This window comes from Acetatifactor aquisgranensis (assembly GCF_943193215.1).
Lineage (GTDB): Bacteria > Bacillota > Clostridia > Lachnospirales > Lachnospiraceae > Acetatifactor > Acetatifactor aquisgranensis.
Map to the genome: position 1 here is coordinate 61,961 of NZ_CALPDH010000023.1, position 17,130 is coordinate 79,090.

Here is a 17,130-nt window from a genome sequence, read left to right on the forward strand (position 1 = left end):
AATGTTTCGACTTATTGTATCAATAACTCATTTACAATATCCCTAAAAGAAATAATCGGGCAATTTACTTTCCCCCTCAACTGTTCCTTGATTTCTTCAAAATCATGAATTGCCGTCACAATTACTGCATCTGCCATAGGTAACACATCAGATGGTTTATACATTTTTATACCATCCAAATACTCTCGCGAAAGCCTATCGATTCCATAAGCCACCTGAATCTCTCTATCTGTCAGCTCTACGTATAAGCGCTCACCGATTAAAGACATTCCATATATCGCAACAGACATATACTTATTCTTTTTCAGCCATTCAGCAATAAACTGACCATTCTGCGCCGCCTCTATCCATTGGGCCATCAGCTTATATAAATCCGAATATTTATTTACATTCTTTTTCTCAGAATATAGCTGTCTTTTTGTCTTTAGCAGTACACATGCCAGACCAACGGCCAATATAGTCTGCCACATCAATATGCAACTATGCTTTCGTTTCATCATATAATACCTCAAATTGCTTTCTTAAAATCCTGCTCTATAACCTCTCTTTTACCATTTTCCTCAATCTTTTGACAACTACTTCTTCACTATTATGCCTGCGGATAAATTCAAATGCCTTTTCGCCTTTCTCCCGATTGACTGCCACTCCATTCTCATATGCCGCTTTCATTACAGTTTTTAGTCTATGATAATGATCCTCCCTGCCTGAATAATCATATATATACAAAAAATCCTGTCCTTTAAAATCCTGTGCCATGGCATTTGCAGAGACAATAACGGTTCTTTTATTTGAAAATGCAGCTATCATCGCTCCCGAATTCATACTGCTCTTCAAATCATATGGCAATACCATAACATCTCCTTTTTGGATTTCCTGGCATACCGCATAGTCAGAAAGACATTCCCATCTCAACCTTATTTCTGCCCCCAAACTTATCTCATTTATTTTTTTCGCATATTCTGCGCTACATGGCTTTCCAATAATATGCAATTGACAATTAGGCAAATCCAAATCTCGGAACACCTTAATAAGCAGTTCAATATTTTTATACGGAGAGACAGTACCCTGAAATACAAACTTGAAAGCCCCCTCTTCTTCATACTGGTTTCCTTTTGCCCACTTAATCTGTCTCATATAATCCACATGGGGAACATAAAACTTTTTATCCGTTTTAGATAAATATTCTTTCAAATACTTAGCACTACTATAAGAGTGTAGAATAATAACATCACTGACCCTGGCAATAAACCTCATTTTTTTCCTTATTTCCTTAAGTTCCTGCGCTGTCCCGCCCGAATCATGCGGCATGCGGTTATGAAATACCCATATAATTTTTATACCCAGCAGTTTATACCACAATAACTGTTTTATTTTTTCATTATCCAAGTTGTATTCTATCCAGTTCAGAACAACTGCTTTCGTATTTAACAGTACAAGAATATTATCTTCCGCCATAGCAGGGGATATCACCTTATATAGCTTCCCCCAACATTTTTTCATGTTTTCTATATATGCATTCAATCCCAAAAAGGGGTCATAAATTATATAATCCTCGTGCATCTGCCAATCCCTCGCCTTAATGTTGAACTTGACAACCTTACAAATTTCCCAAAACATCATCCAATGATATGATTGGGCAATCAATTTTCGACGCTAATTGCTTTTCAATATCATCAAAATAATATATCGCAGTCACAATAATCGCATCAACCTTTTCCAACTCCGCGTCTGGTGGAATTACCTTAACTCCGCAGGCAATCTTATCGGCATTCTTATCAATTGCATACTTAACTGTTATCTCCGTCTCCCGCAAATCCCGCAGTAAATGTTCACCCAAATAATGCATGCCGTATATGGCTATTTCCCTAAAGCCGTTTCTTAAAAAAAAGTCCTGAATCTGGTGATTGTCTTGTTTTTGCTGCAGCCACAAGTCAAAAGTATTTATTATACACTGATTCTTAGTATACTTTTCGTCTAACAACGATAACTTATTAGCCAAACATATTTTTCCTAAAATTTTTCCTAATGTAAAAGCAACAATACCTACAAACACACTACTAAAAACTCTTTTCATCAATTACCTCCACGCTTAACAGAAGCTTTAAGATTTTAGTAATTCGAGTATATATTTAAAATATACAAAACCATCCTTTTCAACAATTTCATCAGGTAAAATATGTATTTTGAAAGACAGTCCCCACTGTTCTGCCCTCCCTAACAGCCGTTCCTCTAAGCCTGCAACACTATAGTATCTGCTCATAGGCAATGCATCCCTGCAGTCCGTCCGAATGACCTCAAGACTATTTGAATCCGCCAAACCTGTCATATAATTACTGGGAGACACCATAGATAATTGTTTTTCATGTAAATATAGAGGGCATATAAAAGCCTTTCCTCCTACTTTTAATATCCGCGAAATTTCCTTAACAATCCTGATGTCTAAATCACCTGGAAAAGTCTCGAAAGACGATTGTATCGAAACAGCTGTTACCGAACTATCCTCAAAATCTGTACTGGAAGCGTCTCCCTGTATATAGTAATTCAAGTAATTATATCGGCTTGCGCTAATATCAATAGAATATGCCCTAATATCCTCATGCTCGCGCAAAAATTTCGCAAACGGACTGCTTCCCCCTGCCATATCAATGAATATACTGTGCTCGTCCCATTTCATCCTCTTTAACAGTTGATATGCACAAAAGTGTTCCATCAGCTTTCTTCTATACCGTCTGCTATGCTTTTTGTTATACAAAATACCTGCATCAAATTTATCTTCGAATTCATTAAACTTTTCTTCATCAAACCATGTTACATATTTATATGGATAACGCTGAATTATCTCGTTTGTAATATTCTCTAACACCTCTGCATTAATATCCGGAACTCCAGGAGCTTCTTTATATCTGTTCACTGCTTCATAAAAATCTTGCTCCAAGATGGCTATAAAATCTTTCCCCTCCTCAAATCCCATATCCTTAAGCTGGGATATGATATGTGGGGAATAGCCTACTCCGATTAATATATACCAGTCTCCGGAAACCTCTGCCGGAGGCAATACAGCATGGTCATGAAATACTTTATGCCATTTGTTTTCATCATTATCTACAAAAGCACTGATTTCTATCCCTGCATTATCTGCTATTTCAAAAGCTTCATCTGCCTTTTTGCCGGTACCCCAAATACAAATTTTGCGATTCCGAGAAGCGCGACGAATATATTCAAGAAATTCTTCTTTCATTTTCTCTCCCTATATTTCTACAAAGATAACATTTCATACATCTGCTTTAACGTGATAAGCTTTGCGGCACTGTTCTTACTAAAGCGAATCAAATCCTCTATAAAATTTCTTATGCCTGTTCCTTTATAAGACAGGGTTCTCAAATCATCTGCCTGCAGATTATTCCATTCTTCTCTCGACAGTCTGTCTTTTATCTCTCTAGTATAGAAAAAATATGGTGTATTTAAAGCGTAATGCATTGGATGAATGTTAACAATCTTCAATCCGTTCCTTTTAAACTTATCCCTTACATCTTCAAAGTCTAGTTTTCTGTTTTTGATTATATATGCACCATCTTCCATAAAAACCGGAAAACTTACCATTCCTGACCGATGTATAAAAGGTTCGGTATTATCCATATTCGTACAAAGATTCGACTCATACCTGAAACCGCTATTCCATAGCTTCTCATATATATCATTATCTCCATACCATTTATGGCTTCTAAATGCCTTTGTTTCCGGCGCAAGCTTTCTGCAATAATCCACTATTTCATTTTGTGTCTGCCCCTGACTACTTGGCTGTATAAAATTGGGGTGTATCCCTATATCTATTTTATCTTTATATCTATCTATCACTTTGCTGGGATGCGTCACAAACACCGTTGGCTTAATTCCGTTTATCTCAAAGGTTCTCAACAAATCTTCTATCGCAAACTCTGCCGCCCAATCCAGGTCAGCCGTGAAGCATATATAATTGTCTCCCTTTAACATTTCTCTTAGTTCAACAATGTTCATAGCATTACCTTTCGTATTTTTCACTTACATAATCCACAATATCGTTGATAGGAATAATGGGATTTGTAACTCTATTTCGTTCGAAAACATATTGTATAACGCCACTTGCATGAGACGGAGTAATGATAATTGGTATACCGTCCAGCTCCACATCATCGCCCATATCATATACTTCTAATCCTCTAAACGTTTTCATCGTTTTCGATTCCACAATAAAAGCTTTTATTGTAATTTCTTCATGGACATCATCATACAAGTGCCCTGCAATATCTGCTGTTCCATATATATATATTTCGTTTATCTTCTTTTCTATAAAGTAAGTTGCAAGTGAGTAGCCATTTATTTTTAAGCCCAACCACTTGCTTAAAATATCATTGTAGTTCTTGTACCTTTTTTCAGCAGAACCAGATGAATACAACCGCCTTACATCCTCTGTAATCCTTTCATCCAAATAAATATCCTGGGGAAATTTCCATTCTCCTTTTTTCGTATACAACGGTACCTCATATCTATGTGTTGCTGTCGTAGAATTAGTCCCATTTCCCCTCCTCCCTATGTCTGTTGCCAGATTTCTCTTAGGCGCTATATGGTAGCAGCCGGAATCAATTTGGTATAATGCCCAGTATGTAGCCCATGTATCACTCCTGTTCTGAACAGAATCTGTGACATAATGCACCAAATCACCTGCAAGCTCCAGCATTCCGTTTTTTTCCTTGTCCTTCAAAATTCTGGTCAAAATGCGCGGATCCCTATCGAATCCTGTCCATCTGTCTTTCCACGTTCCAAAGCCCAGGCTACTCATTCGATATAAGTAACAGACATCATACGGATAATCCTCTGCTACATCCACATGATTTCCTCCGCTGATTCCCATTACTTTTCTATCGCTTTCATATCGTGAAAAGCATGCCGACATAAAATCTTTGTAGTCTTCACTCAACAAAGCATCATCCTCTAAAGCAATGGCTGTGTCATGTCTTTCAAATACATAGTCCATACCTTCGATTATGGAATTGGCCAAACCCTTATTTCTGTCAGAAATATGTATTTCCGTATCAGCAAATTCAATGGCTCTTACCATTGCGGATACTTCTTCCCACTGCTCTCTGTCTTTTTCATCTTTCAATCCATCCTGAAAGATATATAATTTCTCAAAGTTATTTTTCTTAATGCTTTCTATAACCCTTTGTGTACATTCGGGTCTTTTATATACAAAGAATGCCAATCCTATCATATCTTTCTCCTATAGCTTATATGTATCTAACTCTGTCAACACATTTTTCGTATCAAAAACTAATTTATCTTTAAGCATGCTTTCATTATTGACAAGATGCTTGTGGCCTACCATCACTACTAACAAGTCTATCTCCGAAAGAAAACTTTCAAAATCCATATATTGATTTTTAACAATTATATTTTTGACATACGGATCATAAACTTTTATTCCCCAAGCCAAGTGCTTTCTCATGCAGTTTAACAGCTGCAACGTAGGACTTTCTCTTACATCATCAACGTTTTCTTTATAGGTTAAACCATATATACCTACTCGGCCCAGCTCTGTAATTCCATTTTCTTCCATAATGACGCTGATTCTATCCAGCACATACTCCGGCATGGAATCATTAATCTTCCTTGCCGCCAAAATAATATTGGATAATCCCGGATAATCACCAACCAAAAACCACGGATCCACAGAAATACAGTGCCCTCCAACTCCAGGGCCTGGTTTTAAAATATTTACCCTGGGATGCATATTCGCTATTTTTATTATTTCATAAACATCAATGCACGCTTCCTTACATATCTTTACCAGTTCGTTGGCATACGCTATATTCACATCCCTGTATGCATTCTCCACTACCTTTGACATCTCCGCAGTCTTTATGTCTGTCAGCACTATCTGTCCATGACAAAATCCTGCATAAATACTCTTTATTCTCTCAGCAACTTCTACGCTGTCAGCACCTATCGTTCTATTATTATTCCGAAGTTCTTCAATCATCCTACCCGGAATAATACGTTCAGGTGCATGTGCCAGTTCAATTTGATATCCTTTTTGGCGATTTATGCAGTCAACAATCGGACGCACAAATTTGTCTATAGTTCCCGGAGAAATCGTCGATTCTATCACGATAACCGAATTATCTCCACATACCTTCACTACGGCTTCTACCGCATTGACCAAATAATCTGCTACAACTTTCTTGCTCCTCTTATTAAATGGCGTCGGAACTGCTAGAATGTATATATCCGCCGCCACATAATCAGTGCTAAATATTATCCCTTTTTCAGCTGCATTGAAAAAAAGTTCTGAAATCCCCTCTTCTTCGAACACCAACTGACTGTTCTGCAGCATCTTCACTCTTTCCGCGTCCTTATCCGTACCTACAACCTGTATCCCACTGTCAGCCATCATAAGTGCAGTCGGTAATCCAATATATCCTAAGCCTACCACATTAACCAGCATCTCCAACCTCCAACACCATTTCCAACACATCAGCTATTTTTTCTGAAGCATGTCCATCTCCATATGGATTTACTGCCTTTGCCATCTTTAAATATTCCTGTTCATCAATCAAAATCTTTTTCAATTCCCTCTCTATATGCTGCCTTTCAGTACCAACGAGCTTTAACGTACCAGCTTCCACCCCTTCCGGCCGTTCCGTTGTATCTCTGACTACCAATACTGGCTTTCCCAATGCCGGTGCTTCTTCTTGAATTCCGCCGCTATCTGTCACTATAACATATGCTCTTTTCATTAAATTGTGGAAGTCTATTACATCTAATGGTTCAATAAGTCTGATTCTCTCATCCCTTTCTAAAACTCTGTCTGCAATATCTCGTACAGCAGGATTGAGATGAACAGGATACACGACTTTTATATTTTCCACTTCTCTAACAACAGATTGTACCGCCTTGAAAATATTTTCCATCGCCGAACCGATATTTTCTCGTCTATGTGCTGTCAATAAAACTAACCTGCTGTTTCCTACCCAATCTAAAAGCTCGCTTTTGTATTGTTCAGAAATTGTTGTTGCCAACGCATCTATTACCGTATTTCCTGTTATAAATATATTTTTTCTATTCTTTCCCTCTCTCACCAGATTTTCAGCAGCAAGGCTTGTTGGCGCAAACATAAGCCAAGATATGGCATCAACTGCCTGTCTATTAAATTCTTCTGGATATGGAGACATAATATCATATGTTCTGAGTCCTGCCTCCACATGCGCAACCGGTATTTTCTCATAATAGCAAGCCAAAGCTGTTACAAAAGCCGACAAAGTGTCTCCATGTACTAGTACGGTATCAGGTTTTATTTCTGACAGTAAATTGCTCATTTCCCTTAACAGCAAGATTGTAATATCACTAAGGCCTTGCCTTTGTTGCATAATCTTTAAATTATAATCCGGTATCTCATCAAATACGTCCAATACCTGCTTCAGCATCTCCTCATGTTGACCTGTTACACAAAGTCTAACGTCCATGCCTTTTCTTTTCTTCAATTCCTTGGCTATAGGACACATTTTAATTGCTTCAGGGCGCGTTCCGAACACTATAAGAATTCTTTTTTTCATATTTAACCTTCATTATAAGAAAGAGAACACCTTTTCCCTTTTCATAAGCGTCACTTCTTCTCCTGTTTGAGATATATTAATCAAAATATAGCCACTTGCACATAACAGTTCCAAAAGCCTCTTCCGCTCCATCTCTCCATAATCCATCAATCTGTCATGTAATTCTACACATATTTGCTCAACAGGAATCTTATCGTTCAATAACTGTGGAAGTACCGTAAATTCAGACCCTTCTATATCCAGTTTCAACAAATCAATATGAAAATGTCCTAACAGTTCCATTATCTTTTTTAAGGTATACATCTGAACTTCTATATAATCATTCTTATCTACCGAGTAATTATACAGTGTCGATCCTGATACATAATCCATATTTTTAGGTAAATAAAATTTCTGTATTCCATCCGTGTCTGACAACCCAAATGCATAAAATCTTAAACAGGGAAATTTATTCTTATCAAGTTCATTCATAAACTCTACTGCCTTAGGGGTTGGATCAAAAGCATATATTTCTGCCTGACTATATTTGTCAAATAATTCCTGATCAAAACTTATATTCTCTCCTGTTCCAAAAGAATATACTACAATGGAGTCTATCGCCTCATATTCCTTACAACATACAGGAAATCCGTACCCAGTTTCTCCGAAATATCTGATATCAAGCTTATCTATAAAATCCGTAAAAGATACCCCCCCGATATTTCTAAGAAAAGAATCGTACAATTCCCATTTTAATACGGAGATAAAATCATCAAACTCTCTTAACCCTTTTCCTTTTAACTCTTCCACCAGTAAATCAGAGTAAAGTATTGCGATACAAATAAAGCAATTTTTTACCAGAAGAGCTTCTTCAATGGAATATACTCTTCTACCTTTATGACCTTCTTTTTGCTTCGTCTCTGCACTATCAATATAATCCCATTCTGTTATATTGAATCTCTCCAGTAATGCTTCGCCTTTTATTGAGCATTTTCCGGTTCCCCAAATAAAAAAATGTCTATGTAGTCCCACTGTATTAAGATAATGCTTTAAATTAGTTTCCACAATTTCTTACTCCACCTCGCCTTATTCTGTTTTTAGTTTTTGCAGTTCAATTAAGTATTCCTGTTTTTCCTCTTCGGAAAGAAAGTATCTATATAAACGAAAATACATTTTCTCCAATTTTTCATATGCTGATGTATCTTCATTAAACGCCGCATTAATTACATCATGATAATCGAACATACATAATCTAAAGAGAATATTTTTAATGTTTTGTGTGATACGCAAGGGCAAGTCTGCCAAAACAGTCATCCCTAACCCATTATCAAGCCAACTCCAATGATCTCCATCCGGCGGAGAATATGATACTACTTTCTTATTACTTATCCGAACCTTAAAATCTCTGTTATCCAAGCCAAACAGAATGGGCATATTTTGTGGAACCGTTGTATACAAATACATAAATATTTCTTTCAAATACTTTTTTACATATTTCATATTAAAGATTTTGTTAGAAAAAAATATAAAGTCTCCGCCTACAAGACTACTCTTTTCATTCTCCATAATATTTTGGTAAAAAAGAAGCATTTCATTTAAATCCTTAAACTCAACATGGGATTCTGTCATGTACTTTCCTATTCCCAATATCGAAAACAAAATAATTCCTACCTCATCGGACTCCTCAATCTCCTGGTGAATAAGTTCGACCGCATAAATGGATGGTACATCGTCATCTGCTAATGTCCAAACCCATCCCTCCTCCACTTTAGCGAAAGCTGTTGCAGTATTTCCCGCCAGTCCAAGATTACCAATATTTCTTTCCACCTTAATCCTTGCTGCAAATTCTGCCCCCTGTTTATCTACTATCTCATCCACGCTATAGTTTGAATTATCATCCAGAATAATCACATTAAAATTGGGGTTGGTTTGAAGCTTCAACAAACTTAAGGTTCTTTCTAAACGCAACCTTCTATTATATGTAGGTATAATAACAGTCAACTTATTTACGTTTTTTGCAAGCTTTTCCTCAGGAATAGTCTTTACTTTTCCATATAGTTCCAAACAATAAATCATCTTATCAGGTTTTAGACCATATTGTAGCATTAAATCTTCTCTCATGCCAAAAGCAAAATTGCATAAAATCAATACATCATACTCTTTCGATGAAATATCCGACGGCATAACGAATTCTATTCCCGGACAATTTGCAGATTTTTTACAATCTCGATCCGAACAATATATTATTTCGTAATCATCATGCAATCTTTCCGCATACTGTTCCCAGCAATTTCCTAATCCATATATGATAGCTTTCTCTTTTTCTCTTTGAGCTACGTCCTTATTCATAACTATTTTCCTCCATCATTTTACAAAATGAAACAATCCATATCTCCATTCCCCATTATGGCTATCTTCATCATACTTATGTATAACCACATGATTCGCCATTCCTTCCTGAAACACACATGAATATTCCTGTAATTTCAAAGATGAAAACTGATTCACAATTGTGCTTGCAAAGAATACCCTATGTGCTCCAGCCGCTCTTTTCCAATTGAAACAGAAAGAAATAATTGCCCCCACCTTTAACTTGCCCTGAATCGCCTCAAAACATCTAAAACATGTCTCCAGGTCTATGGAATCTCCATATCTCCCTAATCCAAAATGTTCCAACGAACACAGGGCAGATAAACTTTCAATACTATTATCCTCAAACTGTCTTAAGCAAGTCACATCGTCAACTATGGTATCCAATCCTTCAATTTCCGTTGGAAACGGCCTTATATCAATCATTTTTACTGGTATTCCCATAGCCAATATATGAGCAATAAAACCATCTAGTCTTGAACCTATATTGTAATGTATTTCTGGTCTATTATTAAAAACCAATTTTGCTGTCCACGAATCCTGCCAAAATAATTCCGTATAATTCCTGCATCCTCAAATTTTTCATTTATGACAGGCCATAAAGTCTTTTCATCTATTTTAAATGATTCACGTTTGTTCAGAATCTGATACTGCTGCATATCTTTCATAAAAAAGGATTTATCATAAAGACCATATACACCTAAATATATTTGATAATTCTTTTCTCCGATAATTTGTTTGACCCACTCTAAATTGTCTGTCGGCTGAGCATACGCGCACGGAAACATGAAAATCATCTTATTTATATCAATCTGCTGCTCCTTTGCAGATAAATATATTTCGTGTGTATATTTATTTGCGACAACAATCGCATCATACTCCTTGGGCAAGTTCGTATATTGATATACTTCTTTATCCTCAAAACTATCCTGCTTTTTATATGCCTCAATATATCCTATTATTTCTCCTGGTACTCCATTTTTTATAAATCTTTTTGCCCCAACCCCAGTACCCTATATCAAGATTCTTGCCATAAACCTAGCTCCCATCCCATCTTTTCATAAACAAAATTATTATCACAACATATCTGACATCTTTCGCAGAATATCTTCCATAAAAATACAATCAACACCATATTGATACCCCATGCCTTCCAATTGCTTTAGGATTTCTTCTTTATAATGTATATTTGCCACTATAACATTTTTGCGATTGATCCTTAAATACTCAGGAGATTTGATTTCTATATTCCCGCACATACTTGACCATTTTATTGAATCATTATCTACAAAGCTCTCAATAGAACACCCATTATTGGAGAAAACCTGCAAGCATTTGACACCATAATCGCCCACCCCAAAAATAACATAGTCATTTTCTTTATAGAACATTTTTGATATAGTGTTACCCAAATCCTGATTAACCTTGTTCATATTTTTCTGAATTTCAGCATAAGCAAGACTTTCTTCTATACTCTTTTCTATTTTCTCCCTTATGTCCTCTGATTCCCCATCCCAGTGAGCAAGAAGTATCTTCCTCAATTCCTCTATACCTTCTTTATATTTAATATTGCTAACTCCTGACATTCTATAGAAAGCTATATTTTGAGGTATAGCAACCATCTTGACCCCACACTCATAAAACCGTAACATCAAATCTTGGTCTGCTAAAATTGAATAATGTTGATTAAAAATACCATACTTCTCGTATATAGCTTTCTTTACAAAAACTGTTGGGTGCCAAATTACACTTTTATATCTCAAATCCTCTATTTTATCACCACCATTTTCTGCCATTATTCCATTATCATACACGCTCGTACAGCGACCATATGCTAAATCACAATCTTCTCTATTTAAATACTCAACTGCCAGCTCAACTGCATTATTCTCATACCAATCATCACTATTTATAATACCAATTATTTCCCCAGATGATTTCATTATCCCTTTATTCATTGCATGATATATACCATCATCTGCTTCACTTATTAAATAGATATTTGCCTCATATTTCTTGACTATATCTAATGTATGATCTTTAGAGCCGCCATCAACAATAATATATTCAATATTATTATAGGTTTGACTTATTACAGAACGAATCGTCTGTTCAATTGTTTTCTCTCTATTATAACAAACAGTAATTATAGTTACTTTAGGTAAATTCATTTTCCATATACGATGATATTCCTATATGTCAAAATATCACTTTTCCTTCCTTTCATATTTTCATTGATGTTCTTCCTACTGCCATTCATCTATATCCATCCGTTTTTCCCAAAGCTATGGATGCATAGTCTATATCAAGAACCATGCCGACCTGAGGTTCCATCCCCGCACCCTTTTTATTCCTACTTTATAAATTTCCGAGACTACACCATCCTATTTCGGTATTCCCCATACATTACATTTCATTTTTCTGCTTGAATAACACCCTTAACAAGTTTAGGCAATAAATTTTTCTCCAAATTTTCAAATGTTAAAAAAACCATATATCCTTCTGTTGCACTTACATGATACCCGCAACATTTGAGCCAGCTTGCTATTTCATCAAAAGCATCTTCCTTATGATACGTACATACAAAAAGCTTTATATTGTTATCATATAAAGTTTTTTTACCACCTTTTAATGCAGCAATTTCTGCTCCTTCTATATCCATTTTTATTGATGTAAACAATTCTTTTTTTGCTAATTCATCAATAGTAATACATTTTTCATCATTCCTGTCAGTTATATACTTTTGAACTATACAAACTTTATCTATATAAGGTGCAAAAGTACATCTCAGTGCTTCTATCCATCCTGCATCTGGTTCTACCAAATATAATTTCTTCACTTTATCAATTATCTCTAAAGAAAAATTTCCTTCTGCTGCACCAATATCCAAAACAACTTCATCTTCAGCTACGGAAAAATCAGCACTTTGATATCTATGTGGAGATAACAAATCTTGCTCCACTAAGATTTGCCTATAATACTGTATCACCTGTTCCTCTGTATATTCTCTTGGAAAATACATTTTCTTCCCACAATAAAATACATATAACATATCTCGCATTGTATCATGAAAAACTTTTATTTCCATATCAATATATTTATCAGGAAAGTCATCATTAAAAAAATCCAAAGGATGCTCCTTGATATATTTCAATTGCTTTCTTAATTTTTCTGAATTATTATTCTGTTCATCATAAAAATTCAGCAATGCCTTTCTATGTATAAATTTATAATTATCTATTTTTTCATATGGAACCCCATATTCATTTTGAAGATATTTATATATTCCTCTCCATGCCCCCACTGCAATTATTACTTTATCAAACTCCTCCCTTTCAATAATATTGGGATTTTGTACTGTATAAACATTCCAGATCATTCCCCACTTTTTTTGATTTTTATCAACCACAGCTATAACATTTTCTATCATTTTATTCTTTTCTAAAAAAGAGTATAATGCCTGTCCTACTTGTCCTGTTCCCCATATTATCCATCTTTCTCCCATTTCTTTGTCCCTTTATCTTTCTTAAATTTATTTCGTTTCAAATATTATTACTAATTGCATGATTATACTCATATAAATGAATTCACAATACTATCTATATTACTTAGAATATCCCTCGTATTTTCAAAGTTACCATATAAACAATGCCTGATCCTCTACCTTTAAATTTTGCTTTATTTTTTTAGAATTCTCTATATTCATTGCGACAATTATTGCTGCACCACTCTCTATATTATTATAGTATTCAATTGGAAATCCAAGCCAATATTTATATGTCATTTTCTGATTATCTGAAATTATAAATCCATTAAAATATTTCATATATCTATAATACAAAAACCATATTCTTTTTGCAAAGGTACCTATTCCATATATATATATAACTTCATGCTTTTTAAGAAAATTGATTATGCCCTGATTTCCAATAGCTGATACTATGTTTTTTTTTCCTTTCTTAACTTCATCATATTCTATGCGCATAATATCATCAAGAACTATGTCAATTCCATATAATCTTTGTATATTTTCTAATATATAATTCACATTATAATCTGTCTTAGATACGAGATATTTCAATATATTTAACTGTCCTTCCCTCTCAAGTCCACCTGGCTCGAACGCTTTTCTTTTTAATATAGGCAATCCATATCTCTCTATACAGATATCCGCACTACTATATATATTGTAATTATGTACATCGGTAAATACACCAAACTGATATCCGCAACGTGTTAGATAATCTAATATTCCTACTTCAAAAAAAGCATATACATCTGAAATAATTTGTGTTTCAGCATCTACATAAGTATTAAAATATTCAAATAGATCACCGTTCTGAATAATTTTTTTTCGGAATACAAGGAAATATGATTGGATATGATTTGTTATATTATTTTCTACATAGCTCAATCCCCAAAAGTCATTTTCTTTTGCATTCATATCACTTAATATATCTTTAAAAGGAAAAAAGGGACCATAAAAGGTATCGTTACAAAGAATTACTTCATCCCATTTTTTTAATTGTTCTTTTCCAATTATTGTAACCAATAAATCAAAATATGCCCCTGCATCAAAACCCTTATTCGCTCTGATGATTATATTACTTGTATATTTTTTTAGCTTCTTCTCACTTTCTACAATAATACTTCCATTCACAACAATAAATAAATCACTTACATTTTCAGCCAAACTATCTAATAGATATTCCACATAAGAATCCACAATACCGTCTCTATCATAAAAACTGAAAACGCATAAACGTTTAATCATTTTCGCACTTTTCTTTCTGTCTATTTTCAACTGTTCTATCCCAAATTTGCGCATGAACACATCCTACATAAAATATCTTTTGCATAATCAAATTCCATCCCATCTTTTATACTTTGAATTTCTCTCCCTACCATTATTTCCCTATATGATTGGTTCTTCAAATTTCCTAACACATGCTTCATTCCATAGTCCATACAGCACAACAACAACGTCCCATCTGGCAATAATTCATTCTTATTTAATGCCTTACCACAAACCCCACACGAAATCCTTCCCGTTTCTATCCGCTTGCTTACTAACTCTTCCCCTTTCAAATTACCAGCCCGATCCAATAATGTACTAGAAATTGTAAACTTATCCTTACAAATTTCACGCACACGCACATCCGGTTCAGCCTGTGCATTACACATATTGACAAACGGTGTGCCGTTTTTTCTCCTATGATTTACAGCTATTTCCAACAAACGATAGTATTCCTCTGTAGCAGGTATTTTCGCATATCCTCTAGCATCTGCCACATGCAATGTCACAAATTCAATCGGCAACTCCATGACCTTATATAATGTTTCTTCATCCAATCCAACAAGCGTTGTATAAAGATTTACTGTATGCTTTCTATCGCAGATTGTTTGTATTAACGCCAAGCAATTTGGGTTCAAAAAAGGTTCCGACATTCCCCCAAATTGATAAGCAGCAGCATCTGGCATGTTGTCCATACACTTTACCAATGTATCAACACTCAAGTACCTTTCTCTATTAGAATTGTTTTTATAGTATTCTTTTAAAAGTACATCCTGGGGACAATACTTACAATTCACACTGCATCCGACTTTAGTCGTAATATCTAAACACGGCGTTTCATCATATCCACAACGCACGTCAGTAAGCCCCATAACATCATTAGAATAAACTATTCTATCTTCATCAAAATTAGTTTCTTTTAGAAAATTATATACTTCTTTCGTATTATGCTGATTCAAACCTAAAACAAGCACAATGTTGGTATGTTGTAAATCAGAATATTCAATGATTGGTAATCCAAATAGGGATTCAAGATTCTCCTTTTTAGTAACAGTAAATCCTTCAATCCCGATATCACATCCGATTAATTCCTGATAAACATTTCTTCCCCAAAGTCCCGTTCCATATATATATATCTTATATCCTTGCCTTTGAAAATCTCTGACTTTATCAATTCCTGGATTCATCTATATCACTCACTTTTCCTCTACTCGTGCCAACAAACAACTCCTACAAAGCAACTCATCCATCTCTTCCTCACACTTCATTGCCCTGATTACCCTCTGCAGCTCCCCTCTGCTTCTTATAGAGTCATAATCCTCTTCGTATAAATTGCCTAACACATGTTTCATACCATAATCCATATTGCAAATCAAAAGCGTTCCATCCGGAAGCACTACATTATTGGATATATCATCTCCACAAAAGCAGCATGAGATTCTTTCATCCGTCCCTATAATTTTCTCTCGATGCTGCGCCCCTTCTTCTTTAACATTGCCAGCCCGGTTCTGAACTGACCGCATCACTTCATATTTCCCTTTTACGATTTCTGCCACTCTTTCGTCCGGATCCGTCTGCGCATTGATAAAGTCTATAAAAGGAGTGCCGTCCGCTTTCACGGCAGAGACCACCTTTTCCACATTACGGTAGTAACTTTCCGTAGTGGGAATGTACGCATATCCGCATCTGTCCGCTACATGCAGCGTCACATAATAGACTGGCAGTTTCAACAGTTCATCCACCGTATCCTCATCGACTTCCGCCAATGTGGTAAAGAGATAGACCTTTCTTCCGGCCTCACAAGCCATCTTAATCATTTCCAGGCAGTAAGGATTGTTAAACGGCTCTGTCATTCCCGAAAAATCAATAATGCATTTCTTTGGCGTATGCTCCAGTATCACTCTGAAATTATCCACCGTCATAACTCTCTGACGCGTTCTGTCATTCTCATAATACTTTTTCAGCATTACATCCTGAGGACAGAACTTACAGTTCACACTGCATCCCATGATTGTCGAAACTTCCAAAACCTTGGAATCCCTCAAATCCTCCCGTCCTCCCGTATCCGTGATAAATCTGCCTCCATTTACCACATGGGACATATCAACGCCGTTCTTCTTCAGATATTCAAGGACTTCATCCACATATGTATCGCTTAACCCTACGACAATTCCGATATTTTCCGCCAATACCTCCCTGGCGATAACAACAGGCAATCCGAATACAGTCTTATCTTTATATTCTTTCGTAACCAGAAAGCCATCCACCTTAATCCCATTATTATGCAAAGCACGATATACATCCTTTCCATAAAAGCCTGCCCCATATATGTATAGCTTATCTGTTTCTTTCTGAATTCTGTTTACATCCTCTATCAGCTTTCCACAATTCATTCTT

The 17,130-nt window shown here is 35.6% G+C and carries 17 protein-coding genes; all 17 read right to left on the reverse strand.

Features of this window, described 5'->3' with window-relative positions; all coding sequences use genetic code 11:
- Positions 1 to 11: 11 nt before the first annotated feature.
- Positions 12 to 500, reverse strand: coding sequence for a hypothetical protein (locus NFS35_RS19020; protein WP_251208675.1), 489 nt, complete (start codon positions 498 to 500; stop codon positions 12 to 14).
- Between the two features lie 34 nt (positions 501 to 534).
- On the reverse strand, positions 535 to 1,620 hold the full coding sequence (locus NFS35_RS19025; RefSeq protein ID WP_251208676.1) for a glycosyltransferase: 1,086 nt from the start codon (positions 1,618 to 1,620) through the stop codon (positions 535 to 537).
- A complete protein-coding gene (locus NFS35_RS19030) occupies positions 1,598 to 2,074 on the reverse strand; it encodes a hypothetical protein (protein WP_251208677.1) in 477 nt (158 codons plus the stop codon). The genes NFS35_RS19025 and NFS35_RS19030 overlap by 23 nt, the downstream gene beginning before the upstream one ends.
- 27 nt (positions 2,075 to 2,101) lie before the next feature.
- Positions 2,102 to 3,238 carry a class I SAM-dependent methyltransferase gene (locus NFS35_RS19035; RefSeq protein ID WP_251208678.1) on the reverse strand — a complete coding sequence of 379 codons (1,137 nt, stop codon included), beginning with the start codon at positions 3,236 to 3,238 and terminating at the stop codon, positions 2,102 to 2,104.
- A 17-nt stretch (positions 3,239 to 3,255) separates the two neighbouring features.
- Positions 3,256 to 4,014: a polysaccharide deacetylase WbmS family protein gene (locus NFS35_RS19040; RefSeq protein ID WP_251208679.1), complete on the reverse strand. Its 759-nt coding sequence runs from the start codon at positions 4,012 to 4,014 to the stop codon at positions 3,256 to 3,258.
- A gap of 4 nt (positions 4,015 to 4,018) precedes the next feature.
- Positions 4,019 to 5,248 (reverse strand): phospholipase C/P1 nuclease family protein, encoded by a 1,230-nt coding sequence (locus NFS35_RS19045; RefSeq protein ID WP_251208680.1) that lies wholly within the window; start codon positions 5,246 to 5,248, stop codon positions 4,019 to 4,021.
- A gap of 9 nt (positions 5,249 to 5,257) precedes the next feature.
- The gene (locus NFS35_RS19050) at positions 5,258 to 6,481 is read right to left on the reverse strand and encodes a nucleotide sugar dehydrogenase (protein ID WP_330640361.1); all 1,224 of its coding nucleotides are present in this window, start codon (positions 6,479 to 6,481) and stop codon (positions 5,258 to 5,260) included.
- On the reverse strand, positions 6,471 to 7,589 hold the full coding sequence (gene wecB / locus NFS35_RS19055) for a non-hydrolyzing UDP-N-acetylglucosamine 2-epimerase (protein ID WP_251208681.1): 1,119 nt from the start codon (positions 7,587 to 7,589) through the stop codon (positions 6,471 to 6,473). Before wecB ends, NFS35_RS19050 begins: the two co-directional genes overlap by 11 nt.
- A gap of 12 nt (positions 7,590 to 7,601) precedes the next feature.
- The gene (locus NFS35_RS19060; protein WP_251208682.1) at positions 7,602 to 8,633 is read right to left on the reverse strand and encodes an FkbM family methyltransferase; all 1,032 of its coding nucleotides are present in this window, start codon (positions 8,631 to 8,633) and stop codon (positions 7,602 to 7,604) included.
- A 21-nt stretch (positions 8,634 to 8,654) separates the two neighbouring features.
- Positions 8,655 to 9,917: a glycosyltransferase family 2 protein gene (locus tag NFS35_RS19065; RefSeq protein ID WP_251208683.1), complete on the reverse strand. Its 1,263-nt coding sequence runs from the start codon at positions 9,915 to 9,917 to the stop codon at positions 8,655 to 8,657.
- A gap of 15 nt (positions 9,918 to 9,932) precedes the next feature.
- The gene (locus tag NFS35_RS19070) at positions 9,933 to 10,460 is read right to left on the reverse strand and encodes a hypothetical protein (RefSeq protein WP_251208684.1); all 528 of its coding nucleotides are present in this window, start codon (positions 10,458 to 10,460) and stop codon (positions 9,933 to 9,935) included.
- Complete coding sequence (locus tag NFS35_RS19075) at positions 10,421 to 10,828, reverse strand: hypothetical protein (RefSeq protein ID WP_251208685.1); 408 nt, start codon at positions 10,826 to 10,828, stop codon at positions 10,421 to 10,423. The genes NFS35_RS19070 and NFS35_RS19075 overlap by 40 nt, the downstream gene beginning before the upstream one ends.
- Positions 10,829 to 11,014: 186 nt before the next feature.
- Entirely contained in the window at positions 11,015 to 12,109 is a 1,095-nt protein-coding gene (locus tag NFS35_RS19080; RefSeq protein ID WP_251208686.1) for a glycosyltransferase family 2 protein, read from the reverse strand.
- A 242-nt stretch (positions 12,110 to 12,351) separates the two neighbouring features.
- Positions 12,352 to 13,443: an FkbM family methyltransferase gene (locus NFS35_RS19085; protein ID WP_251208687.1), complete on the reverse strand. Its 1,092-nt coding sequence runs from the start codon at positions 13,441 to 13,443 to the stop codon at positions 12,352 to 12,354.
- 129 nt (positions 13,444 to 13,572) lie between these two features.
- Positions 13,573 to 14,766: a rhamnan synthesis F family protein gene (locus NFS35_RS19090; protein ID WP_251208688.1), complete on the reverse strand. Its 1,194-nt coding sequence runs from the start codon at positions 14,764 to 14,766 to the stop codon at positions 13,573 to 13,575.
- On the reverse strand, positions 14,748 to 15,920 hold the full coding sequence (locus NFS35_RS19095) for an SPASM domain-containing protein (protein ID WP_251208689.1): 1,173 nt from the start codon (positions 15,918 to 15,920) through the stop codon (positions 14,748 to 14,750). Before NFS35_RS19095 ends, NFS35_RS19090 begins: the two co-directional genes overlap by 19 nt.
- A 9-nt stretch (positions 15,921 to 15,929) precedes the next feature.
- On the reverse strand, positions 15,930 to 17,126 hold the full coding sequence (locus NFS35_RS19100; RefSeq protein WP_251208690.1) for a radical SAM protein: 1,197 nt from the start codon (positions 17,124 to 17,126) through the stop codon (positions 15,930 to 15,932).
- Positions 17,127 to 17,130 lie beyond the last annotated feature (4 nt).

What these genes read in the sequence shown, in the direction of transcription:
- NFS35_RS19065 (WP_251208683.1), bottom strand. Translation starts at nt 9,917, where the DNA reads ATGAATAAGGACGTAGCTCAAAGAGAAAAAGAGAAAGCTATCATATAT.
- NFS35_RS19040 (WP_251208679.1), bottom strand. Translation starts at nt 4,014, where the DNA reads ATGAACATTGTTGAACTAAGAGAAATGTTAAAGGGAGACAATTATATA.
- NFS35_RS19050 (WP_330640361.1), bottom strand. Translation starts at nt 6,481, where the DNA reads ATGCTGGTTAATGTGGTAGGCTTAGGATATATTGGATTACCGACTGCA.
- NFS35_RS19020 (WP_251208675.1), bottom strand. Translation starts at nt 500, where the DNA reads ATGATGAAACGAAAGCATAGTTGCATATTGATGTGGCAGACTATATTG.
- NFS35_RS19080 (WP_251208686.1), bottom strand. Translation starts at nt 12,109, where the DNA reads ATGAATTTACCTAAAGTAACTATAATTACTGTTTGTTATAATAGAGAG.
- NFS35_RS19045 (WP_251208680.1), bottom strand. Translation starts at nt 5,248, where the DNA reads ATGATAGGATTGGCATTCTTTGTATATAAAAGACCCGAATGTACACAA.
- NFS35_RS19085 (WP_251208687.1), bottom strand. Translation starts at nt 13,443, where the DNA reads ATGGGAGAAAGATGGATAATATGGGGAACAGGACAAGTAGGACAGGCA.
- NFS35_RS19090 (WP_251208688.1), bottom strand. Translation starts at nt 14,766, where the DNA reads ATGCGCAAATTTGGGATAGAACAGTTGAAAATAGACAGAAAGAAAAGT.
- NFS35_RS19025 (WP_251208676.1), bottom strand. Translation starts at nt 1,620, where the DNA reads ATGATGTTTTGGGAAATTTGTAAGGTTGTCAAGTTCAACATTAAGGCG.
- NFS35_RS19095 (WP_251208689.1), bottom strand. Translation starts at nt 15,920, where the DNA reads ATGAATCCAGGAATTGATAAAGTCAGAGATTTTCAAAGGCAAGGATAT.
- NFS35_RS19035 (WP_251208678.1), bottom strand. Translation starts at nt 3,238, where the DNA reads ATGAAAGAAGAATTTCTTGAATATATTCGTCGCGCTTCTCGGAATCGC.
- NFS35_RS19100 (WP_251208690.1), bottom strand. Translation starts at nt 17,126, where the DNA reads ATGAATTGTGGAAAGCTGATAGAGGATGTAAACAGAATTCAGAAAGAA.
- NFS35_RS19030 (WP_251208677.1), bottom strand. Translation starts at nt 2,074, where the DNA reads ATGAAAAGAGTTTTTAGTAGTGTGTTTGTAGGTATTGTTGCTTTTACA.
- wecB (WP_251208681.1), bottom strand. Translation starts at nt 7,589, where the DNA reads ATGAAAAAAAGAATTCTTATAGTGTTCGGAACGCGCCCTGAAGCAATT.